The following is a 24,832-nucleotide window of genomic DNA, read 5'->3' on the forward strand; positions in this document are numbered from 1 at the left end:
TCATTATTCTGCAAATTGGGGATTAGAAATAAAGTTTTTATCGGAAAGCGTTTTCAGAAAAGCGATAATCAACTGCTTATCCTGAATGTTCATCGCAATTCCGGTATGCCCGTTCTGTTTCAGTTTCGGATCCAGGTTAGGATGGTCTTCCACTCCATCGGAATAGAAATTGAGAACCGCTTCCAGCGTATAGAATCTTCCGTCGTGCATATAAGGTGCAGTATATTCTATATTTCTAAGGCCCGGCACCCGGAACTTCATCCAGTCGTTCTGATCAAGGGTTACCCGGTAACGCCCGGGATCTTTAAACTGCGAATTATAATACATTCCTGTATTCCTGAAACTCTCATCGGTAAATAATTCTCCGCTGTGGCAGGAAGCGCATTTCTGCTGAAAAAGGGTCATTCCCTGAGATTCTTCCACAGTCAGTTTTTCTTTTCCCTGCCTGAATCTGTCATATTTTGAATCTGCGGAGATCAGGCTTGCCATAAACTGAGACAAGGCTTTCAGTACTCTTTCTCCTGTGATATTTTCATCTCCGTAGGCCGCTGCAAAAAGCTTTTTATATTTCGGATCTGCTTTCAGTTTGGCAATGGCTTCCGGCATCGAACTGTCCATTTCATTCACATCTGTGATGGGAATAATAGGCTGTTCATTCAGATTATGAATTACTCCATCCCACATATACCTTTTCAGAAATATCATATTCTGGATAGGCGGCGCATTCCGGATTCCTGTTCTGTCGTCTACGCCATGACTTACATTATGTCCGTGGTGGGTAAAAGCATTTTCCTGAATATGGCAGAATCCGCATGAAATGGTATTGTTCCCGGAGAGCTTTCCTTCGTAGAATAATTTACGGCCAAGCTCCACTCCGTTTTTGGTGACCGGATTGGAAGTTTTATCAAAAGTCATTTCCGGGAAATAAGACGGAAACTGTAAAGGGTAGGCTTCATCTTTCTCCAATGGCTGCATCACCTCATCTGAACAGGCTGTAAAACTTAAAAAGCCAATCAAGAGCAGCAATAGTCTTGTCAGTATATTAATCATTGTGAACATGGTCTACTTTAAACATTTTTGCCAGGTTATCCGTAACATCCACCAGATGCTGGTTTGATCCCATTGCCATATCGTTATCCGCATTCAGTATAAGGTTTTTGGTCCCGCTCAGAAACTGATTAAGATCGGCCAGGATATGAACGGAGGGTTTGATCTGGCCGGTCACTCTCGCGGTAACCGGAAGGTTCAACGTAATTTCCCGGTAAAGATCAGGGGTATTGTTAGCCGTTACATTTCCCATATTTCCGGTGTGGTTCATAAATTCTTTATCTGCTGATCCTGTACCGTATTTCCCTTCCAGTTTAGCAAAAACATAGCCGGCGGCCCATGACCAGGACATTCCTTTCTGTTTTGCCCTGTTCCAGAATTCTGCCTGTCCGTCCTGTCCCAGGAGATAAGCCTTTTGGCTGAGCCCAAGTCCGAATTTTATTTTCTTATAATTGTTTTCAGGAATACCCATCAGATCCAGATAAATAACCCCCGCTTTGGCATCTGCCTGATCGATGATGAACGCTCCTTTGTCCGGATTGTTTTCATTGTATTTAAATTCATTTCCGTTTTCATCAATCAGAGTGATATTGCTGACGATGTATTTCAGTGTAGAAAACTTGTACTTCTGCCCGGCAGCTGAAGTCTGTACTGTTTGATCCAGTACAATATTTCCCAGGTTATTAAAGCCGTTTTCGAATTTTATCTGGATATTTCCTGCAGAAGAGTCCAGGGAATTATCGTCATCACAGTTCTGGCATGATGTAAAAGCAGCCAGCGTAAAGGCCGCAAAGAATAATGATAAAAATTTACAGATTTTCATTTTGATTTTTTAAGTTGAATTTTTTGAAATAAGAACAGTGCTGAATATGTGGAAATATTCAGTTTTTTGATTGACAGAAGACAAAAGATATTTTTAACACTTATGTTATTTTAAGTGATGAAATAAGAGCAAGTAAGTTTTTCAAATAAAAAACTCCTGCCACTTTTGAAGTTAGTCTTTCGAATAAAATAAATAAAAACTTAAAAAACCGGTGGCCTGAATATATGTTTCAGAAACAGAAATGAATAGTCATCTTCATAGACGAAGCTGAAATTGAAAAAAGGTATTTTTTCAGTGATGATAATTTCTGTAATCTCAGAAGGAATATAGGTGTCCAGAACTTTCTGTCCGGAAGTCCTGGTTTTGTTTAAAGGAGAAGGATCGGTATCGTTTGTTTTGGCAAGTTCTTTACTGAGGTAACACTTTCCGTTACAGTGAACTTCCGGTCTGCTTTTATTGATACACAATACTTCTGAGATATAATCATAATTTACAGCATATTCCGCCAATGGGATCAGAGGTCTGAACGCCATATAAAGGGTAAGGAATATGCTGCAAATTAAATTCATGTTTTATTTTTTGCTTACGGCTTCATCGTATCTTCTGCTCACTTCCTTCCAGTTCAGCACGTTCCATATCGCGGTAAGGTAATCCGCTCTTTTATTCTGGTACTTCAGATAATAAGCGTGTTCCCAAACATCAATTCCCAGGATCGGAGTTCCTTTTTCTTCAACAACATCCATTAAAGGGTTATCCTGATTAGGGGTTGAAGAAACGAATAATTTCCCGTTTTTATCCACAGACAGCCATGCCCATCCAGAACCGAAACGGTCTGCTCCCGCTTTGCTCATTTTTTCTTTAAAAGCGTCCATACTTCCGAAAGTTTCATTGATTGCTTTCAGTAATTTAGCGGAAGGCTGGGTATTTTTCTCAGGGGTAAGAACTGTCCAGAAAAGTTCGTGATTGTAGTGTCCTCCGGCATTGTTTCTTACGGCAGGCGGAAGTTTGGAAACTCCTGACATGATCTGAAACAGGGTCTGTTTTTCCTGCGGAGTTCCCGCAATGGCTTTATTCAAATTCGCAACATAGGCTGCGGCGTGTTTTGAATAATGGATCTCCATAGTCTGTGCATCGATATTTCCTTCCAGCGCATTGTATGCGTACGGCAAAGGAGTCTGCTTAAACTGTGCGAAAGCGAACTGTGCAGCGAATACTGCGCTTAAAGCCGCTATTTTCAAAATCTTCATAACGTTTTGTTTTTATGGTTGAACAAATATTTCTTTTTTTAAGAGGGGAAGCCGGAGGAGGGAAGTTTTGATTGGTCTTTTTAATCAAAGGTTTCCTGCTATTCTTTCTATTCTCACTACTTCAGCAGCTTCTTAATATCCTCAATGAGTTTTTCACGGTCCGGATGGTATTTCCCGTTCAGTTTAGGGGTTTTTCCTTCCGGATCTTCATAGTTTAATCCTGAATAATACAGGATCGGCATATTGTCTTTATTGTACCGGCATCTGATATTTCCTTCCTGATCTACGAGAGCAATCATTCCACTGTGATTCAGGCTTTCGCTTTCATCTTCTTTATCCCCCACATAAATATTGAACTGATCTGCCAGTTTTCCGATATACCCCCGGTCTCCAGTCAGAAAATGCCAGTTGGGAGATTTTGCGCCTACACTCCGGGCATGTTCCTTTAAAGCTTCAGGTGTATCGTTTTCCGGATCAATACTTATGGATATGATCCCGAAATCCGGGCTGCTGATCTCGTCTTCAATGGCTCTCGTATTCCGGTTCATTACAGGACAGATGGTAGGACATTTACTGAAGAAAAATTCCACCAGATAAACTTTTCCCAACATATCTTTATTGGTGATCTTTTTACTGTTCTGATCTGTCAGTTCAAAATCCGGCACCTTCATTACCGTATAAAGATTCTTTTTAAAATACCCCATTCCAACACCTATTCCTATAAAAAGTAAAGCCATTACAGCGACGGGAATAATCACTTTTGTTTTAGCTTTAGTTTCTGTCTTTTTATTTCTGGACATATTTCTGAGGATTTTTCTTAAACTCATCTTTGCAGTAGGTATTGCAAAAACCGTACGTTTTATTTTTATACACAGCAGTATCTTTTAAAAACTCTGCTGTTTTCATATGACAAATAGGGTCTTCAGCGTTGACTACTTTTACATTTTTCAGGTTTTCTCCGGAAGTGGCCATCGATTTTTTATGTTTTACTTTAGGAGATTCCTGAGCACACGAAAACAGGGATATTGACAGCAAGGCCGTCAAAATAATTCTTGATTTCATTTTAATCTTAAATTGAAATTAATGATAGAGTGAATGAAGTTGTTTGATTTTAAATACAAATTCCGAACATCTTTTTGAACTGAAAACAGCCTGATACCGATAGCACAAGCCATTTATTTCAAAAATAAAGACGGGATAATTAAAATCAACGAAACAATTAGTTTAAACAAATCTTAAACCAGCGGAGGATGAAATATTCTGGAAAAATATTCTGATGTTTGGAAATGATGAGAGCCTGAAATTCTTTTGCCTGAAGAAATGAAATCTTCCTGAACGGTATTGAAAGAGACAATATCATTGTAAATAAAAGCATCCAGCCCCGCGATTTTTACCGTCTGTGAGGTATTGGACTGCTTTTCTGTTTTGGCCAGCTCTTTTTCCACATAGCACTTCCCCTTACAGGTTGACTGGGGAAGACTTTTGTTTTCGCAGAGATTCTTTACAATATAATCATAGTTGACAGCATAGTTAACCAATGGCAGGACAGGACGTACTGCAATGGCAAAAATGATGAATATGGAAATAAAAAACCTCAACGATTCTGTTCTGTACTACAAATATACTATTCAAAATTAGTTTATGCCTTATTCCTGATGAATGTCATTGATTAATTTTGATTAAAATGGTTGTGTATATAGGTTTTGGCTAAAGCCAATAGATTATTTTTATTATTTAGGCGGGTAAAGCCACCTCTAAAGAAAATCGGGTAAATTATTGCGCATATTTGTTGTTTCACGCAAAGGATTATTTTTGATACTGCTGATTTCAGCGTGCAAAGATGAGAATCAACTCCGTTGATTCCCCGAAGCGATGGATTAGCCTTCGGCAGCTTTAATTCTTACCCTAATTGATTATAATTCTAAGATCTTGCTAAAAATCTTCGCTGCTCTTTAACGTCCGGTTAAAAAAAATCTGCTCAATCTGCCCGATCAGCGGGAAGAAAATCTTTTTAATCCGTTGGAAAACCCGTCTAAAAAATTATAAACTTCAGGGGTTGTGGTTGGAAGAAAATCGGGTAAATTATTGCGCATATTTGTTGTTTCACGTAAAGGATTATTTTTGATACTGCTCATCTTGAGGAAGCAAAGGATAGAATCAACTCCGTTGATTCCCCGAAGCGATGGATTGGCCTCCGGCAGCTTTAATTCTTACCCTAATTGATTATAATTCTAAGATCTTGCTAAAAATCTTCGCTGCTCTTTAACCTCCGGTCAACAAAAATCTGCTCAATCTGCCCGATCAGCGGGAAGAAAATCTTTTTAATCCGTTGGAAAACCCGTCTAAAAAATTATAAATTTTTGGGGTTGTGGTTGGAAGAAAATCGGGTAAACTATTGCGCATATTTGTTGTTTCACGCAAAGGATTATTTTTGATACTGCTCATCTTGAGGAAGCAAAGGATAGAATCAACTCCGTTGATTCCCGAAGCGATGGATTGGCCTCCGGCAGCTTTAATTCTTACCCTAATTGATTATAATTCTAAGATCTTGCTAAAAATCTTCGCTGCTCTTTAACCTCCGGTCAAAAAAAATCTGCTCAATCTGCCCGATCAGCGGGAAGAAAATCTTTTTAATCCGTTGGAAAACCCGTCTAAAAAATTATAAATTTTTGGGGTTGTGGTTGGAAGAAAATCGGGTAAATTATTGCGCATATTTGTTGTTCCACGCAAAGGATTATTTTTGATTCTGCTGATTTCAGCGTGCAAAGATGAGAATCAACTCCGTTGATTCCCCGAAGCGATGGATTAGCCTTCGGCAGCTTTAATTCTTACCCTAATTGATTATAATTCTAAGATCTTGCTAAAAATCTTCGCTGCTCTTTAACCTCCGGTCAAAAAAAATCTGCTCAATCTGTCCGATCAGCGGGAAGAAAATCTTTTTAATCCGTTGGAAAACCCGTTTAAAAAATTATAAATTTTTGGGGTTGTGGTTGGAAGAAAATCGGGTAAATTATTGCGCATATTTGTTGTTTCACGCAAAGATTATTTTTGATTCTCTTGATTTCAGCGTGCAAAGATGAGAATCAACTCCGTTGATTCGATGAAGCGATGGATTGGCCTTCGGCAACTTTAATTCTTACCCTAATTGATTATAATTCTAAGATCTTGCTAAAAATCTTCGCTGCTCTTAACGTCCGGTTAAAAAAAATCTGCTCAATCTGCCCGATCAGCGGGAAGAAAATCTTTTTAATCCGTTGGAAAACCCGCCTAAAAAATTAATTCCCCTACGACCTAAACAGAAAACAATCTCCATTACCAGGATAACGGAGACTGTTTTTATATGTTGGAAAATTTTCTTCTAAACCTTACAGGTTTGGGGCCGTCCATCGACGGAAATCATCATCCATTCAACTTTTAAACTGCCGCTGCCTGATCAAAATTTCATTCTCTGGATTCTCACCGCATTTAAAATGGCCAGCAGTGCTACTCCCACATCTGCAAAAACAGCTTCCCACATTGTCGCCAGACCTCCGGCTCCTAAAACCAGAACAACCGCTTTTACGGCAAAGGCCAGGATAATATTCTGCCATACGATCCTTTTCGTTTGCTTTCCGATGTTGATGGCCATTGGTATTTTGCCGGGTTTGTCATCCTGAATGACCACATCAGCGGTTTCAATGGTAGCATCACTTCCCAGTCCGCCCATTGCAATTCCCACATCACTCAGCGCCACTACGGGAGCATCATTCACACCATCTCCTACAAAGGCTACCGTTTGATTTTTAGCTTTGATTTCTTTTACTTTGTTTACTTTATCTTCCGGCAGCAGATCTCCGAATGCACTGTCTATACCCAGCTGATCAGCAACATATTTTACCACCGTACTTTTATCACCGCTCAGCATGGTTGCTTTTACGTTCATTTTATGCAGATTGTCCACCGTTTCTTTAGCATCAGCTTTTATAGTGTCGGCAATGGTCATATAACCTGCAAATTTTTTGTCGTAAGCAATCGCAATAACGGTGTAAACAATATTGGTATGATTCACATCGTAACGGATGCTGAATTTATCCATCAGCTTAAAGTTTCCTACCAGCAGTTCTTTTCCTTCTATGGTTGCTTTTAGGCCATGACCTGCTATTTCTTCAACATTTTCCAATGGAAGTGAATTATCAATTTCTCCTGCATAATTATGAATGGCCGTAGCTACCGGATGTGTACTTTTACTTTCCAGAGTATTGACCATTTTCAGAATCTGATCTTTGCTGAATTCAGGGATAATATTGACTTCCTGTACTTTAAATACCCCTTCAGTCATCGTCCCGGTTTTATCCATTACCACATTCTGAATTTCTGCAATGCTGTCTAAGAAATTACTTCCTTTAAACAGGATTCCGTTCCGGCTGGCGGCACCGATTCCTCCGAAATACCCTAACGGAATAGAGATCACAAGCGCGCACGGGCAGGAGATCACAAGGAAGATCAGCGCCCTGTACAGCCAGTCTCTGAACTGATAATCATCCACAAAGAAATAAGGCAGCAGACAGATTCCTATCGCCAGAAAAACCACGATTGGCGTGTATACTTTTGCAAATTTTCTGATGAACAGCTCGGTGGGAGCTTTCTGTGCCGTAGCATTCTGCACCAGCTCGAGAATCTTACTCAGTTTACTGTCTTCATAGGCCGTATTTACTTTTACCAGAGCAATACTGTTCATATTGATCATTCCGGCCAGTACGGCTTCTCCTTTGTTTTTGGTATCCGGTTTACTCTCCCCTGTCAGGGCTGCGGTATTGAATGAAGCTGAACCGGATAACAATTCTCCGTCTAATGCCAGTTTTTCACCGGGCTTCAGCTGGATAATATCCCCGATTTTGGTTTCTTTTGCTTTAATGGTCTTCGGCTGATTATTTTCCATGACCGTTACCTCATCAGGGCGCTGATCCAGCAATGCTTTTATATTTCCTTTTGCTCTGGATACGGCCATTCCCTGAAAAACCTCTCCTACTGAATAAAAAAGCATAACGGCAACTCCTTCGGGATATTCCCCGATCACAAAAGCACCTACCGTCGCAATTCCCATCAGGAAAAACTCAGAAAACACGTCTCCCTGAAGAATACTTTGCCAGGCTTCTTTCAATACAGGAAGTCCAACCGGTGCATAAGCCGCCAGGTACCATACCAGGCGTACCCATCCGGTAAACCATTCTGTTTTAATATAATTATCCAGCGCTATTCCCGCCAGTAACAGTACGAACGATATGACCGCAGGGAGGAACATCTGAAAAACGGTTTTATCTCCCGTATCATGAGAGTGATCATGCCCGTCTCCTTCCGAATGGTCATGTGTATGCTGTTCTTTTTTGGGTTTGGTACTGCAACATTCTTCCATAACTGATATTTTGATGTAAAATTAATGGTAAACCTAATGCAATGCTATTGCAAACTTTCCAGACAGTTTTCACAGATCCCTTTGGCAAACAGCCTTATTTCATCAATCCTGAAATTTGTCTGTATGTTTTCAGGAAATGAAATATCTTCTCTGCACGTGGTCTGTTTGCATATTTTGCAATAAAAATGCAGATGCCAGTCTTTGTGTGTTTTTTCGTCACAATCATCATGGCAGAGCTTGTATTTTGTAGTTGTATTTTCCTGTATGCTGTGAACGATTCCTTTTTCTTCAAAAGTTTTTAAGGTTCTGTAAATAGTAGTCCTGTCAGCATTTTTAAAATGATATTCAATCTCGGAAAGGGAAAGTGCGGTTTCCTGGCTGCTTAAAAAATCATAAACCAGAATCCTCATGCTGGTGGGCTTGGTATTTTTATCTGTAAGTTTTGTTTCTATGTCTTTTCTCATTTCTTAATAATTTTAAAGATGCATTTCCTGTTCTTCATATCCTTCTTCTTCTATCTGAAATGTGGTATGGCTGATTTTAAAATTCTCTGTTGTCACCTCTGTTAATCTCTTCAGTAAGCTATTATGCCCGGTTACTTTATCTCTTACAACATGGGCGCTCATGGCATTCACTCCTGAGGTAAGCGACCATACATGAAGGTCATGAATATTTTTCACCCCTTCCGTTTCTTCAAGGGTTTTCCGTAATTCATGAATATTTACGTCATTTGGTGTGCCTTCCAGCAATACATTGACAGCTTCTTTCAGCAGTCGCCATGTTCTTGGAAATATCAGGAGCCCGATTGCCGCAGAAATCAGCGGATCGGCATAATACCATCCTGTTGTAAGCATGATAACACCTGCAATCATTACACCAATGGAAGTAAGCATATCTGAAAGTACTTCAAAATAAGCTCCTTTCATATTCAGGCTCCCTTCGGAATCTTTTCTCAGGATCATCATTCCGATGATATTTACAACCAGTCCTATACCCGCTACGAACAGCATGGAGCCGCTCTGCACTTCCGGTGGATTCTGAAAACGCTGATAAGCCTCATACAGTACATAGACTGAGATTCCCAAAAGCACCACAGCATTGATTACCGCGGCCAATATCTCCGTACGGTAATATCCGAATGTTTTACCTGCATCTGCTCTCTTTTCCCCGATTTTTATAGCGATGAAAGCGAGAAGCAATCCTACAACATCCGTCAGCATGTGAGCTGCATCAGCAAGAAGCGCAAGGCTTTGGGTGATGAATCCCCCGATAACCTCAGCAATCATATAGGTTCCGCTCAGGCACAGTACAATCAGCAGGTTTTTTTTGTGCCTGCCCGCAGGTGAAGTGATCTGTGTTTTGGTTTCATTCATATTCTCTGAAATTTTGCGGGGTTACATTTCGTAATATAAGGGATTTTCTTTTTTTCCCGGAACATTCTGCTCTCCTATCATCTGTCTGATATTGATCTCTATGGTCTGTGCCAGGGAGGTTACGGGAGTATCCACAGGTCTGTTTTCAAAAGGGTCCTGCATCATAATCGACGTTTTTTCAATGGCAATAAATACCAAAGGGATCAGAAAAGTAATGACAATCTCTACGGCAAGCTGGGAATCATCAAGCCCGAACGGGAGCACTGCGGCAAAAACATAGATCAGGGTATGGAGTAAAAGGCTGTATGCTCTAGGGAAGACCGTATTTTTAAGTCTTTCGCATTTCCCCATGCTGTCGCAAAGCCTTGTAACCATATCGTTCAGCTGCATCTGCTGAAAATCTGTCAGTTCTCCGGACAAAGCCATTTCTCTGATCTGCCTGGAGTGTTCGTCTAAAAGTGCATTGGGAATATTCATTGCTTTTATCTGATGTTCCGACAAATAGTTTTCAACTTTATCTGAAAAAGGAAGTTTTCTCAGGGACTCGCCGAGTGCATAGGTCCAGATCATCTGTCTTTCTGCGAATGCTTTAACGGTCTTTCCATCTTCCGGGGAGAATTGTTTTATCAGCCTGATAAAAGTCCGGGAATCATTCACGATTGCTCCCCATACGGTTCTGGCCTCCCACCATCTTTCATAGGACTGAGACGTACGGAATGCCAGCAGCAGAGATACCGCTGTTCCCAGCAAAGCAGGAATATTCAGGGGAAGTGAGATCTTCCGAAACCCCGGCAGCAGATCCAGCAATCCTATTGACACAGCAAATATGGCCATGAATACGATCTGGGATCTTATTTCACGGATGAAATACCAGACGGATATTTTTTTGTTTAAAAGCATAACTGAGTGGTGTTTTTACAATTTACTGCTCCTGCTTTTGTCCGTTTTCTTAATCAGCTCCAATTTAGGCATAAAAAACAGGATTTTCCTGGTTATCATTTTAAAACGGCATCATTTCCTAATGTTCGTGACCTCCGGAATTGGAAAGTTTTGCATTGATGAAAAAGGCACCTTTTACCACTATTTGTACATCAGCAGGAATATCGGTAACCGGAGTGATTGCTGTATATCCCATATCTGAAGTTCCTTTTACCACTTCTACTTTTTCAAAATTGGTATTTTTAGCTTTCTGTTCAGCGTGCTGTCCAGCTTCTGATTCATTTTTATGGGCATGATCCGTTTCTCCTTCGTCATGTCCGTGTCCGTGGTCGTCATGTGCGCCTTCCTCTGCATGCTCTTTCGCTATTTTGTCTGTCTTTATAAAGATATAATACTTTCCGTCTGCTTCTACAATGGCTTCATCCGGAACAGCGGGGGTTGTATTTTTGTCAAGACTTACAATTCCGGTAATGTTCATTCCGTCAATAAGACCAGATTTGTTACCTGTCACCGTTGCATGTACGGAAACGGTTTTACTTTCGTTTTCAAAAGAGGAACCTACGCTGTAAATTTTTGCATCGTACTCGGTTTCCGGATTATTGGTCAGTTTGAAATGGACGATCTGCCCGATTTTCATTTTAGGAAGATCTCTTTCAAAGACCTGAAGATCGAGATGAATGGAATTATTATCAATGATCTCGGCTACCGGGGATGAAACATCTACGTAACTTCCAATCTGGGCTGCGATACTGCTGACGGTTCCGCTGATCGGCGCTGTAATAACCAGACCGGATCTCATGTTTCCGTTGCTTACTTTTCCGGGACTTATTCCCATCATCTGTAACTGCCGCAAAAGGGACGCTTTTCTGGTTCTGAGTGTTCTGAGTTCAGCATCAGCGCTCTGAAGATTCTTTTTTGCTCCGGCATCGTTATCGAAAAGTTCTCTCTGCCTTCTGTATTCCTGTTCCGCATAGGTAATCCTGCTGTTGGTCGTCAGATAATCTTCCTGCAACCGGATAAATTCCGGATTGGCAATGGTTGCGATTACCTGGCCTTTTGCCACAATGCTTCCTACCTGGACGTTCAGGGTTTTGATGACTCCACCGTACAGGGAGGTTATCGTTGCTTTGTTGTTGTTGGGAACTCTTAAAATACCGTTGGCTTTAATGGTGGCTGTTAACTCCTTCATTTCAACGGTTCCTAAGGTGATTCCGACTGATCTTATCTGCTCTTCTGTGAGAGTAGCGATGGTTTCAGAGCCTTCTTCATGCTTTTCTTCTTTCTGTTCTGTTTTAGCTTCAGACTTTTCTGCCCGCGTTTCTTTTTTTCCGCAACCGGCTACCAGAATAGCAATGATGGTAAGATATATGATATTGTGTTTTATTTTCATGTTATTTATTAATGATTGAATTAATGGTAACAACAGATTGATTGACCTGCTGGATGGATTCTAAATATTTAAGCTGGATATTGGTGGCTGTCTGCAGGGCAAAAAGATATTCCACATAAGATATTTCTCCTGTTTTATAGCCCAGCTGGGCTGCTTTTACGATTTTCTCCGCATTCGGAACGGCCTGCCGGGTATAATATTCATACTGCTGAATATCCTGCCGGTACTGGCTGAATGCATTCTCCAGCTGTGCCGAAAGCTGCTGTTTCAGCATACGGGCATTGGTTTCTGCCGCCTGTTTTTCATATTCCAGAGATTTCATCCTTGCTTTTGTTGCTCCAAAGGTTAGGGGAATGGCCACTCCTACTGAAAATGAATTGAAACGGTCTCCTGCATTATAGAATTTTTCCTGTCCGTTTTTGGTATGAAACCCGATCAGTGACTGGCTGGTCAATCCGAGACTGAATTCCGGAAGTCCCTGTGCTTTTTCAACATTCTTATTTTTCTCGGCTATTTCCATTTCATGGTAAAAGGCTTTTAGTGCCGGATTATTGGCCACAGCAGTACTATCGAGAATATTTTCCGCTTTTAAAGGCTCGTAACGGTTTGTGAAAGGGACTTCAAAGTCATCCGGAGTATTCAGCAGGGTCTTTAAATTTTTATAGGCATTGTTCAGGTAGACTTCGTTCTGCTTCAGCAGCAGGTTAATTTCGCCTTTTTGAGTTTCTGCGGTGTTAATTTCAATCCTCTTGATATCTCCGGCTTTGAACCTTACAGTAGCAATCCTGATGAAGTCCTGGTAAAGACTGTCCAGGTTTTTCAGTTTTGACTGGTTGTACTGAAGGTATTCTATCTGGTAATAATAGGTACGGACCTGTTTCACCAGTTCATTGGCTGAAACTTCCCTGTCGATCTGACGGCTTTTGATGTTTTCATTAATCAGTTCTCTTCTTGCTTTAAAAAGCGTTGGAAAAGGAATGCTCTGCGAAATGGAGAACGACTGGTCGAATTTCGGACTGTTGTATTGTCCCAGCTGTGCTTCAAAATTCAGCTTGGGAAGTTCTTTTGCCGTTCCTCTCAGGGCTTCCGCAGATTGCACACTGAGGGCTTTTGATTTTAAAGTCAGGTTATTCTCTGTTGCTATTTCTACGGCCTGCTCAACCGAGATCCGGCGGGTCTGTGCATTAAAAAGCTGCCCGGTCATCAGAAGTCCAAACACGATCACCGTTACGGAAGGTTTTATTTTAAAATTTCTTTTTGAAACTTTTGTATTAAAAATAATATAAAGCATTGGTAAAACGAATAAAGTAAGGAAGGTTGCCGTTACCAGCCCTCCAATCACTACGGTTGCCAGAGGTTTCTGTACTTCTGCTCCGGCTCCTGTGGAAATCGCCATCGGCAGGAATCCCAGTGAAGCAACGGTTGCGGTCATCAAAACAGGTCTGAGCCTGGTTCTGGTACCTTTATATACTCTTTTCATCACATTGGTTTCGCCTTCTTTCTCCAGCTGATTGAATGTTCCGATCAGGACAATTCCGTTAAGCACGGCTACTCCGAAAAGGGCAATAAATCCGATCCCGGCGCTGATACTGAACGGCATATCTCTTAACAACAATGCGAAAACTCCTCCAATAGCACTCATTGGAATGGCTGTAAAGATCAGGGCTGCCTGTTTGAATGAATGGAAGGTAAAGTACAGCAGCATAAAGATCAGGAACAGGGAAACCGGAACGGCAATCATCAGACGTTTACTGGCTTCCTGAAGGTTTTCAAACTGACCGCCATAGGTAAAGTAATATCCTGAAGGCAGTTTAACTTCTTTATCCAGTTTTGCCTGAATATCTTTTACCACACTCTGCACATCCCGGTCTTTTACATTAAAACCGATTACAATTCTTCTTTTTCCTTCTTCACGGCTGATCTGTGCAGGTCCCAGTTTGTAACTGATGTTAGCGACCTGAGATAATGGGATCTGTGCTCCCGAACCGGCAGAGATCATGAGGTTGTTTACATCATCAATATTGGTTCTGTGAAGGCTGTCGAGACGGACTACGAGATCAAAGCGCCTTTCATTTTCAAAAACCTGTCCTGCTGCTTTTCCCGCAAATGCTGTGCTTACGGCATTGTTTACATCCTCAATATTCAGTCCGTAATTGGCCATCCGCGTTCTGTCGTATACCACATTGATCTGCGGAAGTCCGCTTACTCTTTCGATCTGTGGGGCCGTAGCTCCTTCAACGGTCTGAATAATCTTTCCTACTTTATCTGCATAAATTGCAAGGGAATCCAGGTTTTCACCGAAAATTTTAACGGCAACATCCTGTCTGATCCCCGTCATCAGCTCGTTGAAACGCATCTGGATCGGCTGGTTCTTTTCAAAGAAAACGCCCGGAATATTTTCCAGCTTTTCACTGATCTCATCTCCCAGTTCTTCGTAAGATTTTTTTGATTTCCATTCGCTCTTTGGCTTTAAAACGATAATCATATCGGTAGCTTCGGGAGGCATGGGATCGGTAGGAACTTCGGCAGAGCCGGTTTTCCCGACTACCATTTTCACCTCATCAAACTGTTTAATGATCCGTGAAGCCTGCATAGAAGTCTCTATACTCTGGCTCAGTGAACTTCCCTGCGGAAGAATACAGTGGAAAGCATAGTCTCCTTCCTTCAGCTGGGGAATAAATTCTCCCCCCATATTTTTGAAAATAAAAACGGTAATGACGAATATGAAAACAGTCGCTGAAACGACGATATATTTTATTTTGACCGCCTTATGCAGTAATGGCTGATAGATCTTCTGCAGATAATTCATCATTTTATCTGAAAAGGTTTCTTTATGGGATATATTTTTAGATAAGAACAGGGCGCTCATCATCGGAATATAGGTCAGTGAAAGGATCAGTGCTCCTAAAATGGCAAATCCGACTGTTTTAGCCATCGGCGTAAACATTTTTCCTTCAACTCCTACTAAGGTAAGAATCGGAATGTAAACGATGAGGATAATAATCTCTCCAAATGCGGCACTGTTCCGGATCTTGGATGCGGAAAGGAAAACTTCTTCATCCATTTCACTCTGGGTAAGCCTTCCTACGGATTTCCGGATACCCAGATGATGAAGCGTGGCTTCCACAATAATGACGGCCCCGTCTACAATGAGACCGAAATCTATGGCTCCGAGGCTCATTAAATTGGCACTTACCCCAAATACATTCATCATTCCCAATGCAAAAAGCAATGACAGCGGAATGGCTGAAGCTACAATCAGTCCGGCTCTGAAATTCCCCAGAAAGACAACCAGGACGAAGATAACGATCAGGGCTCCTTCTATCAGGTTTTTTTCTACGGTGCTGATGGCTCTTCCTACCAGGTCTGTTCTGTCCAGAAACGGTTCTATCACCACATCATCGGGAAGGGATTTCTGAATGGTAGGAATTTTTGCTTTGATGTTACTTACGACTTCGTTGCTGTTGGCACCTTTCAGCATCATTACAACACCACCCACGGCATCTACTTTTCCGTCATAGGTTAATGCTCCATAACGAACCGCACTACCAAGCCGTACGTCTGCAACGTCTTTGATAAAGATCGGAACGCTTCCTGTTTCATTTTTTACGGCAATGCTTTTAATATCGTCCAGTGAAGTTACAAAACCGATTCCCCGGATGAAATAGGCATTAGGTTTTTTATCAATATAAGCTCCACCTGTATTCTGGTTATTTTTTTCCAGTGCGGTAAAGATATCGGTAATACTTACTCCCATTGCTTTCAGGCGGTCCGGATTTACGGCTACTTCATATTGTTTTAATTCTCCTCCAAAGCTGTTTACTTCTGCCACTCCCGGAGTTCCGTTCAGCTGTCTGCGAACGATCCAGTCCTGCATGGTACGGAGTTCTCTGGCATCGTATTTTTTCTCGCTTCCTTTTTTCGGGTGGAGGATATACTGATAGACCTCTCCCAGTCCTGTACTTACGGGGGCCAGTTCCGGGGTTCCTACTCCTTTGGGAATTTCTTCGGCGGCCTGCTTCAGACGTTCGTTCACCAGCTGTCTGGCAAAGTAAACGTCTACATTTTCCTTGAAAACAACAGTAATTACGGAAAGTCCGAACCTTGAGATACTTCTTGTTTCTTCTATATCCGGAACATTGGCAATACTCTGCTCAATCGGAAAGGTAACCAGCTGCTCCACTTCCTGTCCTGCCAGTGTAGGACATACTGTGATAATCTGCACCTGATTGTTGGTAATATCAGGTACGGCATCTATGGGAAGCCTGGTAGCGCTCCATACTCCCCAGATAATCAGCAGCAGGGTCATGATGCCAACAACGACCTTGTTTTTGATGCTGAATTTTATGATTTTATCTAACACAATGTATTTTAATTTTTATGGATAAATAACTGTACAGGAATGGTATTCCGGCACAAATATATCATGAAGGTCTCTGCAATGAAATTGCAAAGTTCATGTACTCAAGAAGATCTCTTCCTGATTATCAGTAAAAATTAAATCTTGGGAGGCTGCCAGATGTGGTCATACACCTGGTAAGCGAAGTTGTTTTTCTGAAAAAGAATTTTCTTTGAGAAATAAGCCGGGATATGATCCGGAATTTTCAGCAGGGAATACATTTTGAAAGCAGATACCGTAATCTGACAGCAGCTGCATGTACAGAGCGGAGAACAAATATCCCCTTTGTCTTTGGAGTGAGACTCTTCCATATTAAAGGCAAGTTTCACATTCTCTGAACCGGAAGGCAGGTGCACATCTTCACATGGCATGAGTGATAATGCCATGAAATAGAATGCTAATATCCATCTGAACAGGTTCATATCATACAAAGGTAAACATTTTTTATGAATGAGGTTTTTAAATTTGAATGTATTCAAAATAGCTGTCAATAAAAATAATCAACTGCTTTTATTAAAAATCTATCAAGAACTGTTCCGTATTTTATCAGTAAAAGCAATAGTTTTGTAACGGTACAGTCTGTGTCTGTTTCTAAAGAAAGTCTCTTTTTTTTAAATTGACCGGACAGAAATATCTCAACTCAATGCAAAACAATAACCTTATGAAAATCGGAGATCTGAAAATATTACTTGAAGTTCTTCTTTCGAAACTGGGCAGCATGGATAACAGCCGGCCTGTCTTTTCGGATCAGGATTTATACTGGAATATTACTGATGAAGAATTATACGATCCTTATAAAAAACCTGTTGATCTCACTATGGGCAGCCTTACAGATGACTGGGAATTTTTACAGAAAGTAATGAGTGGAGAAAGAGATATGATAGATTATGATCTTTGTAAGCTGGCCGCAATAATGAGACATTTGGGAAGTAAGGAAATTATTGCAAGAGAATCTTCAAATTGATTAATTACAATTTTAATAAAAAAAGCCACCGCACTAAGCGATGGCTAAAAAAATCAAATCTAATTATTACAGGTTCGGATTGTTCTCTATTTCCTTCTGCGGAATACTGAACAGATAATATCTGCTGTTGGGGACAAAAGAACTCTGGTCCGGGAGATTCAGGACTGAGTGTCCTCTTCCGTTGACTGTTTTTACTGTTCCGTCCGGAGTGGTGATCTGGACTTTAACCGGTTTTCCTTCGTTATCCACAAATGCTTTTCTTTCTACCGTTCCCTGGGTACGGATTATATCTGAAAGGGAGAATCCTTCCCCGAATAATTCTTTTCTTCTTTCGGTGAGAATGGCTTTCACGACTTCATTCTGGGCCGGTGATCCGCTGTAAGGATTGGCATGTCTTGCCGATTTCAGCTGATTCAAGGCTGCTACTGCATTGGTGATATTTCCGGCTCTGGCTTCTCCTTCCGCCTCAATCAGATACATTTCTGCGGCTCTCATCAGTACAATATCCGCAATGAGATTGGCTTTAAATTTAAATTTGGCATATCTCAGCAGCCCTTCTCTTCCCGGAAGGCCGTCCCAGGAAAACAACTGGGTTCTTATGTCATTGGCATCAAAAAGATCTTTAAAATAAGGATCCGCCATAAAGCTGTAATAATAGCTTCCTGAAGAAGATACATCCAGATAATGGAACGCATAACTGGCATCCGACTGTTCCTGGTTTTGTCCGTGCCCCCAGATCCATTCTCCATTGCTGATATCATTGAATCCTTCTTTGTACTTTTCAGGAGTCATCAGAGGGAAGCCGTTTCTTGCCGTTCTTGCCGCTTCAGCTGCTTTGCTCCATTCCCCGGTATTCAGGTAAGTTCTTGCCAGAAGACCATTGACTACCGACCGGTCGATTTTATCTTTATTATTTCTGGTATAATTTTTCAGCAGGTTATCTGCCTCCGTCAGGTCACTTTTGATTAAAGTATAGATCTCTTCAAGACTTGCTCTTTTCTTCGGAACAGAATTAATTGTTGAAGGTTCCGTATAGACCGGAGCTGTTAAAGCCGATTTATCTTTGAGATAACTGAACTGGTAAAAGCTGGCCAGATTGAGATAACAGAAGGCACGAAGTGCTTTAGCCTGACCTTTCACCTGATCTTTTTTGGCCTGGCTTCCTTCCGTTCCGTCAATACGGGCGATCACATTATTCATATTGTTGATCGTGGAATACAGCATTGTCCAGATAAACTGCGGGCGGCCTGCCGTGCTGTTCACCATTTCAGCAAAAGCATAGGCCGTAGGAAACCCGTATTTATTGGTCAGTACAGCTACATCACTTCCCATTGCATCACTTGTTCTGAGTACCGTTGAGTACCCGATGTTCGCATAAGTTGTTCCGTCGTCATTGAATTTAGCCCAGGTTCCGTTAATTACGGTTTCTGCACTTTCGGCGGTTTTAAAAACTTCTTCACCACTGGCCTGATCCGTAGGAGCTGTTTCCAGTTCATTTTCGCAGCTGGTAAGAGACCATATAGCGATAAGGGCAAAAGATAAATATTTTAATTTTTTCATTGTTTCAATTTTAAGGGTTAAAGCGTTGCCTGAAGTCCGAAAGTTACCGTTCTCATGGCCGGATACCTGAAATAAGTGGTTCCGTCCAATGCCTGTTCAGGATCCAGTCCTTTATGCTTGTAGAATGTCAGCAGGTTTTCTGCCTGAATATAAATCCTGAATTTCTTCAGTCCCAGTTTTTCAAAATAATCTGAAGGAAGTGTATAGCCCAGATTTACGTTTTTAAGTCTTGCATATGATCCGGAGTACAGGAATCTGGACGAGCTTGAATTCCAGTTATTTGTTGTGGTGCTTAGAGAAGGTACGTCCGTATAAGGGTTATCCGGAGTCCACCTGTTCAGCATTTCGGCGCTCCAGGCCCGTCCGCCGGCACTTCCGTTGCTCATCAGGGATGTATAATCCGTATCCAGGATTTTTCCTCCTAAGCTGAAAGAAAGCAGGGCAGAAAAATCAAAGTTCTTATAAGCAATACTGGTGGTAATTCCCCCCGTTAATTTTGGCAATGCAGATCCCTGTGGGGTTTTGGTTGCTTTTCCGTATTCCGAAGTCGTTCCGTCTATTGTATTTCCGTTTTCATCCTGATAAATATATCTCCATAAAGGTTTTCCGGTAGCCGGATCTACCCCTTTCCATTCCTGGATAAAGAAATCATAGATAGACCCACCCTCCTGCATGCGTTTTGTTCCGCTGATAACGGTTCCTTTAGGAAGTTTAAGGATCTTATTCTTCAGGGTACTCAGATTTACATCTACATTCCATTCAAAATCATCATTTTTGATGGGGGTTGTGAAAAGTGAAAATTCAAACCCGGTATTCTGTATCGTTCCGATATTAGCCGGAAAATCACTGATCCCCAGTGAAGGAGCTGTCGGCATATTGAATAAAAGGTCCTGGCTCTTCCGTTTAAAATATTCTATATTTCCTTTGATCCTGTTGTTGAGGATGGCAAATTCAAGTCCTGCATTGAAATTAAGATTGGTTTCCCATTTTACGTCATTGGTTGCTGTTTTATTCAATACGGTTCCCGGTTCGCCGAGGTTATTGTAAAATTTATATAATTCCTGATAGGCATACAGTGTGCCCAGTTTATCATTTCCCTGGCCTCCGTAACTTGCCCGTAAAGTCAGCTGGTTAAAGAAGTTCAGATCTTTAATAAAGTCTTCGTTGGAAGCTTTCCATGAAGCTCCTACCGACCAGAATTTCCCCCATCTGTTATCTCCGTAAAAACGGGATGAACCGTCTGTTCTTGCTGATGCTGAAAGAAAATAGGTATTTTTAAAATCGTATTCAGCCTTTCCCAGGAAACTTAACAGCGTCAGCTTATCACTCTTTCCTGTAAAACTTCCCAACAAAGCTGCTGCACCCGGCTCATAGTAATATGGGAGAGAAAACTGGCTTCTGGACCCGGAAATCGTCTGGTAATCATATTTATAAAACTCCTGTCCTGCCAGGATATTGATATGATGCTGTCCGAATTTTTTATCATACGTCAGAATATTACTTGTGGTATAGGAGAATGTTCTGGAATTGGAACGGCTCACCGAACCTCCGGTTTCGGTCCCCTGTCCCAGGATCGGATTGGTGTAATAATGTCCGTTATAGTTCACCAGGTCTGCGGAGAAGCTTGATTTAAATTTCAGCTCAGGCAGGAAAGTGAAATCAAGGAACCCTTTTCCTGAAAAGTTATCTTCCCTGTTTTCATTTTTATCCAAAGGCAGTGTGGCTGCGAGGTTCTGGTTCTGAAGCGCATTACTCGGCCTGTATTTTCCAAAATCGAAAATCCTGTCTCCGGCTGCATTCAGTCTGTAACTTCCGTCCGGATTTCTTTCATAGTACGGATAAAAAGAAGGGACAGATCTTGCGGCCTGGATTACATTGCTCGCTTTGGAATCCGAAGAGGTAGGAGCCTGCTGAATACTGTTGGTATAGCTTAAATTCACCCCTACATTCAGCCATTTTTTTACTTCCGAATTGAGTTTTAAACGTGTGCTGTATTTCTTAAACCCGGATTCAATGGCAATTCCTTTATCATCCAGATACCCCAGTGAAAAGAAATAATTACTTTTATCACTTCCCCCGCTGACATCGAAATCAACCTGATTCCTGGAGGCCATTCTCTGAAGCACGTCTCTCCAGTCGTCATTCCACAAAGCTTTTGCTCCCGGAATAAGTTTACCGTCTGTTCCTACCGGATTCGGATATCCCGGCCCGTACGGATTGATCCCCAAAGAGGAAACCAGATTGTCCGAAGCCATCTGTGCAGCCTGCTGTAAAGAGATTTTATCAGATTTATACCCGTTTCTCAATGCCTCCCAGTACAACTGGAAATACTGATCTGTACGCACCTGTTCGTAATCCTTAACCGCTCTTCCGGAAAATCCCTGGCTGATATTGAAATTGATCTTTGCTTCTCCTTTTTTACCGGATTTGGTGGTAATGATGATGATTCCATTTGCACCCCTTGAACCATACAAAGCACTTGCCGTAGCATCTTTAAGTACACTGATGGATTCAATATCATTCGGACTGATAGAATTGATGTTTCCGTCAAAAGGAATTCCGTCTACCACAAAAAGCGGATCACTGGAAGCACTTACGGAACCGATTCCCCGTATTCTGATGGAAGCCGTGGAACCCGGTTGTCCTGAAGCACTTGCCGCCTGAATTCCCGGGACCTGTCCTTCCAGTGCCTTTGTAATATTGGTAACAGGTCTGTTGTTGATTTTATCACTGGAAATGGTAGCTACGGATCCTGTATAGCTGTTTCTTTTTGCCTTCCCATAAGCCACCACCACGACTTCATCAATTTCTTTTTCGCGGATCGTATCTTTTTTCAGTTTGGTTTCCTGCGCGTTTACACTGGCAATTCCCAGGAAAAATACAGCAACAGGAGGAATCCAGGCTTTAGAATTAATTAATTTTTTAGCAATCATAATCAATTTTGTTTATCATATATTAAAAATTTGCCCTTTGCAGAAAAGTCAGCAAAGGGCATCGATAAATACGATTAACCAAATGCTTATTTTTCCTTTAAAGGCTGAATGTAACACCTTGCACCGGGGCAGGTTGTTAAGATTTCACAGGGTCAGTTCCCTCCATCTTTCTTTATAAGCCGATCGAAATATGAGTGCAAATCTAAAAACAATTAGTCTACAAAACAAGTAGACTTATAAATTTTTAATGAAAATTTTTCAAAAATTAAGTTAATTTTTAATTAAAATACGCTACACCAAAGCATTACATCATTATCAATTATACAAACATGATAAATATCATTATGAATATCTCAATGAATAAAAAACTGAGATTAAGAAAGAAAACGCTTCATCAGCTGAACTAATCTTTCTAAATTTATAGAATGAAAATTTTAATTGTCAACGGACCCAATCTGAACCTGCTGGGCACAAGAGAACCGGAGATTTATGGAAATATCTCTATGGAAACCTGCTTTACAGAACTTAAAAATGAGTTCCCTGCTCATGAACTGGACTATTATCAGTCTAATACTGAAGGAGAAATTATCAACAGGCTGCAAAGAGATGATTTTGAAGCATTAATCATCAATCCGGGTGCCTACACACACTATTCTTATGCTATTGCAGACTGTTTAAAGAATATCAGGAAGCCGAAAACCGAAGTGCATATCAGCAATATATACAAACGTGAGGAATTCCGCCAGAAATCTGTAACTGCGGCCAATTGTGATGCGGTTTTATCCGGATTCGGAATGGATGGATATCGGTTAGCTATCCTTAGTTTAAAATAATTCCGGATGTAATATTTCGCCCGCTGATTCTGCAGATAATGCAGATTTTTTTAGATTAAGTGCATAATGTTGGTGTACGCAAAGTCGCAAAAACATTTTTATGCTGCATTAATAAGGTGCAATGATTTTATCTCCGATAAAATTGATACCGCCTATTTCATATAAACTTGCTGAAAATTTTTGATTTTCCTGCGCCTTAAAAACAATATAATAATTTAAAGTCTTTTGCGTCTCTTGCGTTTTCCAACCCACTTATAATGTAAAAAGCCCCATCTGTGATGAGGCTCTGTATTTGTACAATATCTGATTAGTTAGATAGTCTGTTCTTGCAATTGAGGTCCTGAAGCAATCAGTTTTCTTCCTTCTTCAGTATCACAGTACTGCTCAAAGTTTTTGATATATCTTGCAGCAAGGTCTTTTGCTTTTGTTTCCCACTCGGAAGCATTGCTGTATGTTTCTCTAGGATCAAGGATACCTTCGGAAACATTTGGAAGCTGTGTAGGAATTTCAAGGTTCATGACCGGAACTCTTGTTTTAGGCGCATTATCAATAGATCCATCAATGATCGCATCAATAATTGCTCTTGTATCCTTCAGAGAGATTCTGTTTCCTGTTCCGTTCCATCCAGTGTTTACCAGATAAGCTTTTGCTCCGTGTTCTTTCATTTTTCCGATCAGTGTTTTAGAATACATGGTCGGGTGAAGGGTAAGGAATGCTTCTCCGAATGCAGGAGAGAAAGACGGCTGAGGTTCAGTAATTCCTCTTTCTGTTCCGGCTAACTTGGAAGTATATCCGCAAAGGAAGTGGTACTGTGCCTGGTTATCATCCAAGATGGAAACCGGAGGAAGTACTCCGAACGCATCTGCGGAAAGATAAACGATCTTTTTAGCATGTCCTGCTTTTGAAGGAAGAACAATTTTATTGATATGATAAATTGGATAAGATACTCTTGTATTTTCAGTGATAGATCCGTCTTTATAGTCAGCAACACCGTTGTTTATGACTACATTTTCCAATAGCGCATCTCTTTTGATTGCTCTGAAAATATCCGGTTCTTTTTCTTCGGAAAGATCGATTACTTTAGCATAGCAACCACCTTCGTAGTTGAATACTCCGTTGTGATCCCAGCCGTGTTCGTCGTCACCGATAAGATATCTTTTAGGGTCAGCAGATAAAGTGGTTTTACCTGTTCCTGAAAGGCCGAAGAAAAGAGCTACATCCCCTTCTTCACCAACGTTCGCGGAACAGTGCATAGAAGCCATTCCTTTTAAAGGAAGATAATAGTTCATCATAGCAAACATACCTTTCTTCATTTCACCTCCGTACCAGGTACCTCCAATGATCTGAAGTTTTTCTGTAAGATTGAACATGATGAAGTTTTCTGAGTGTAATCCCTGAGCTTCCCAGTTCGGGTTGGTTGTTTTGGAACCGTTGATAACAGTGAAATCAGGTTCTCCGAAGTTCTCAAGCTCGTAGTGGGAAGGACGGATGAACATATTCGTAACGAAATGGGCCTGCCACGCTACTTCAACGATGAACCTTACTTTCAGTCTTGTATCTGCATTGGTTCCGCAGAAAGCATCAACAACATAGATTTTCTTAGCTTCGGCAAGCTGGTTCAGCACTAATCCTTTACAAGAGTCAAAAATTTCCGCTGTTGTAGGAAGGTTTACTTTTCCGTCCCAGAAAATCGTATCTCTCGTAACATCATCCTGAACAATATATCTGTCTTTAGGTGAACGACCTGTGAAAATTCCTGTTTTTACTGATACTGCACCAGATTCCGTAAGCTCAGCTTTCTCAAAGCCCTGATTTTCAGGAGACACTTCAGCCTGGTATAATTCCTCGTAAGAAGGGTTATATACCACCTCGTAATTTCCTTTAATCCCTAATTTCTCTAAATCCTGGATGATTTTAGCGTGTTTCATTTTA

General features: G+C 41.1%; 19 protein-coding genes and 1 riboswitch. Of the genes, 2 read left to right on the forward strand and 17 right to left on the reverse strand.

Annotated features, from left to right (window positions below; genetic code table 11):
• Positions 1 to 3 precede the first annotated feature (3 nt).
• The 14 genes from AC106S_RS21485 to AC106S_RS21550 all read right to left on the reverse strand — a co-directional run bounded on the left by AC106S_RS21485 (position 4) and on the right by AC106S_RS21550 (position 17,032).
• The gene (locus AC106S_RS21485) at positions 4 to 1,059 is read right to left on the reverse strand and encodes a cytochrome-c peroxidase (protein ID WP_482441833.1); all 1,056 of its coding nucleotides are present in this window, start codon (positions 1,057 to 1,059) and stop codon (positions 4 to 6) included.
• Positions 1,043 to 1,870, reverse strand: a complete 828-nt coding sequence (locus tag AC106S_RS21490; protein WP_482441834.1) for an MbnP family protein — start codon at positions 1,868 to 1,870, stop codon at positions 1,043 to 1,045. Before AC106S_RS21490 ends, AC106S_RS21485 begins: the two co-directional genes overlap by 17 nt.
• 200 nt (positions 1,871 to 2,070) lie before the next feature.
• Positions 2,071 to 2,439 (reverse strand): hypothetical protein, encoded by a 369-nt coding sequence (locus tag AC106S_RS21495; RefSeq protein ID WP_482441835.1) that lies wholly within the window; start codon positions 2,437 to 2,439, stop codon positions 2,071 to 2,073.
• 3 nt (positions 2,440 to 2,442) lie between these two features.
• The gene (locus tag AC106S_RS21500) at positions 2,443 to 3,117 is read right to left on the reverse strand and encodes a superoxide dismutase (RefSeq protein WP_482441837.1); all 675 of its coding nucleotides are present in this window, start codon (positions 3,115 to 3,117) and stop codon (positions 2,443 to 2,445) included.
• 116 nt (positions 3,118 to 3,233) lie between these two features.
• Positions 3,234 to 3,917: an SCO family protein gene (locus AC106S_RS21505; protein ID WP_482441838.1), complete on the reverse strand. Its 684-nt coding sequence runs from the start codon at positions 3,915 to 3,917 to the stop codon at positions 3,234 to 3,236.
• Positions 3,904 to 4,179, reverse strand: a complete 276-nt coding sequence (locus AC106S_RS21510) for a YHS domain-containing protein (RefSeq protein ID WP_482441839.1) — start codon at positions 4,177 to 4,179, stop codon at positions 3,904 to 3,906. The genes AC106S_RS21505 and AC106S_RS21510 overlap by 14 nt, the downstream gene beginning before the upstream one ends.
• A 173-nt stretch (positions 4,180 to 4,352) precedes the next feature.
• Positions 4,353 to 4,715 (reverse strand): hypothetical protein, encoded by a 363-nt coding sequence (locus AC106S_RS21515; RefSeq protein WP_482441840.1) that lies wholly within the window; start codon positions 4,713 to 4,715, stop codon positions 4,353 to 4,355.
• 1,835 nt (positions 4,716 to 6,550) lie between these two features.
• The gene (locus AC106S_RS21520) at positions 6,551 to 8,509 is read right to left on the reverse strand and encodes a heavy metal translocating P-type ATPase (RefSeq protein WP_482441841.1); all 1,959 of its coding nucleotides are present in this window, start codon (positions 8,507 to 8,509) and stop codon (positions 6,551 to 6,553) included.
• 44 nt (positions 8,510 to 8,553) lie between these two features.
• Positions 8,554 to 8,973, reverse strand: coding sequence for a Fur family transcriptional regulator (locus tag AC106S_RS21525; RefSeq protein ID WP_482441843.1), 420 nt, complete (start codon positions 8,971 to 8,973; stop codon positions 8,554 to 8,556).
• Between the two features lie 12 nt (positions 8,974 to 8,985).
• Complete coding sequence (locus AC106S_RS21530) at positions 8,986 to 9,882, reverse strand: cation diffusion facilitator family transporter (RefSeq protein WP_482441844.1); 897 nt, start codon at positions 9,880 to 9,882, stop codon at positions 8,986 to 8,988.
• Positions 9,883 to 9,903: 21 nt separating this feature from the next.
• Positions 9,904 to 10,782, reverse strand: coding sequence for a bestrophin family protein (locus AC106S_RS21535; protein WP_482441845.1), 879 nt, complete (start codon positions 10,780 to 10,782; stop codon positions 9,904 to 9,906).
• Between the two features lie 118 nt (positions 10,783 to 10,900).
• Positions 10,901 to 12,211, reverse strand: a complete 1,311-nt coding sequence (locus AC106S_RS21540) for an efflux RND transporter periplasmic adaptor subunit (protein ID WP_482441847.1) — start codon at positions 12,209 to 12,211, stop codon at positions 10,901 to 10,903.
• Between the two features lies 1 nt (position 12,212).
• Entirely contained in the window at positions 12,213 to 16,574 is a 4,362-nt protein-coding gene (locus AC106S_RS21545; protein WP_482441848.1) for a CusA/CzcA family heavy metal efflux RND transporter, read from the reverse strand.
• Positions 16,575 to 16,708: 134 nt separating this feature from the next.
• The gene (locus AC106S_RS21550) at positions 16,709 to 17,032 is read right to left on the reverse strand and encodes a DUF6660 family protein (RefSeq protein ID WP_482441850.1); all 324 of its coding nucleotides are present in this window, start codon (positions 17,030 to 17,032) and stop codon (positions 16,709 to 16,711) included.
• Between the two features lie 239 nt (positions 17,033 to 17,271).
• Between AC106S_RS21550 and AC106S_RS21555 the strand changes: the two genes are divergently transcribed.
• On the forward strand, positions 17,272 to 17,574 hold the full coding sequence (locus AC106S_RS21555) for a hypothetical protein (protein ID WP_482441852.1): 303 nt from the start codon (positions 17,272 to 17,274) through the stop codon (positions 17,572 to 17,574).
• 66 nt (positions 17,575 to 17,640) lie between these two features.
• On the opposite strand, the gene AC106S_RS21560 is transcribed toward AC106S_RS21555, so the two are convergent.
• On the reverse strand, positions 17,641 to 19,134 hold the full coding sequence (locus AC106S_RS21560) for a RagB/SusD family nutrient uptake outer membrane protein (protein ID WP_482441854.1): 1,494 nt from the start codon (positions 19,132 to 19,134) through the stop codon (positions 17,641 to 17,643).
• Positions 19,135 to 19,151: 17 nt separating this feature from the next.
• Positions 19,152 to 22,067: a SusC/RagA family TonB-linked outer membrane protein gene (locus AC106S_RS21565; protein WP_482441856.1), complete on the reverse strand. Its 2,916-nt coding sequence runs from the start codon at positions 22,065 to 22,067 to the stop codon at positions 19,152 to 19,154.
• 83 nt (positions 22,068 to 22,150) lie between these two features.
• Positions 22,151 to 22,248: riboswitch (SAM riboswitch) on the reverse strand.
• 244 nt (positions 22,249 to 22,492) lie between these two features.
• Between AC106S_RS21565 and AC106S_RS21570 the strand changes: the two genes are divergently transcribed.
• Positions 22,493 to 22,900 carry a type II 3-dehydroquinate dehydratase gene (locus tag AC106S_RS21570; RefSeq protein ID WP_482441858.1) on the forward strand — a complete coding sequence of 136 codons (408 nt, stop codon included), beginning with the start codon at positions 22,493 to 22,495 and terminating at the stop codon, positions 22,898 to 22,900.
• A 311-nt stretch (positions 22,901 to 23,211) separates the two neighbouring features.
• Here AC106S_RS21570 and pckA read toward each other — a convergent pair whose 3' ends face one another.
• Positions 23,212 to 24,828 (reverse strand): phosphoenolpyruvate carboxykinase (ATP), encoded by a 1,617-nt coding sequence (pckA, locus tag AC106S_RS21575; RefSeq protein WP_482441860.1) that lies wholly within the window; start codon positions 24,826 to 24,828, stop codon positions 23,212 to 23,214.
• Between the last annotated feature and the right edge of the window lie 4 nt (positions 24,829 to 24,832).

Source organism: Chryseobacterium sp. FR054 (assembly GCF_056844565.1).

Coding starts and splice junctions, on each gene's coding strand:
- AC106S_RS21485 (WP_482441833.1), bottom strand. CDS start 1,059: ATGTTCACAATGATTAATATACTGACAAGACTATTGCTGCTCTTGATT.
- AC106S_RS21490 (WP_482441834.1), bottom strand. CDS start 1,870: ATGAAAATCTGTAAATTTTTATCATTATTCTTTGCGGCCTTTACGCTG.
- AC106S_RS21495 (WP_482441835.1), bottom strand. CDS start 2,439: ATGAATTTAATTTGCAGCATATTCCTTACCCTTTATATGGCGTTCAGA.
- AC106S_RS21500 (WP_482441837.1), bottom strand. CDS start 3,117: ATGAAGATTTTGAAAATAGCGGCTTTAAGCGCAGTATTCGCTGCACAG.
- AC106S_RS21505 (WP_482441838.1), bottom strand. CDS start 3,917: ATGTCCAGAAATAAAAAGACAGAAACTAAAGCTAAAACAAAAGTGATT.
- AC106S_RS21510 (WP_482441839.1), bottom strand. CDS start 4,179: ATGAAATCAAGAATTATTTTGACGGCCTTGCTGTCAATATCCCTGTTT.
- AC106S_RS21520 (WP_482441841.1), bottom strand. CDS start 8,509: ATGGAAGAATGTTGCAGTACCAAACCCAAAAAAGAACAGCATACACAT.
- AC106S_RS21525 (WP_482441843.1), bottom strand. CDS start 8,973: ATGAGAAAAGACATAGAAACAAAACTTACAGATAAAAATACCAAGCCC.
- AC106S_RS21530 (WP_482441844.1), bottom strand. CDS start 9,882: ATGAATGAAACCAAAACACAGATCACTTCACCTGCGGGCAGGCACAAA.
- AC106S_RS21535 (WP_482441845.1), bottom strand. CDS start 10,782: ATGCTTTTAAACAAAAAAATATCCGTCTGGTATTTCATCCGTGAAATA.
- AC106S_RS21540 (WP_482441847.1), bottom strand. CDS start 12,211: ATGAAAATAAAACACAATATCATATATCTTACCATCATTGCTATTCTG.
- AC106S_RS21550 (WP_482441850.1), bottom strand. CDS start 17,032: ATGAACCTGTTCAGATGGATATTAGCATTCTATTTCATGGCATTATCA.
- AC106S_RS21555 (WP_482441852.1), top strand. CDS start 17,272: ATGAAAATCGGAGATCTGAAAATATTACTTGAAGTTCTTCTTTCGAAA.
- AC106S_RS21560 (WP_482441854.1), bottom strand. CDS start 19,134: ATGAAAAAATTAAAATATTTATCTTTTGCCCTTATCGCTATATGGTCT.
- AC106S_RS21565 (WP_482441856.1), bottom strand. CDS start 22,067: ATGATTGCTAAAAAATTAATTAATTCTAAAGCCTGGATTCCTCCTGTT.
- AC106S_RS21570 (WP_482441858.1), top strand. CDS start 22,493: ATGAAAATTTTAATTGTCAACGGACCCAATCTGAACCTGCTGGGCACA.
- pckA (WP_482441860.1), bottom strand. CDS start 24,828: ATGAAACACGCTAAAATCATCCAGGATTTAGAGAAATTAGGGATTAAA.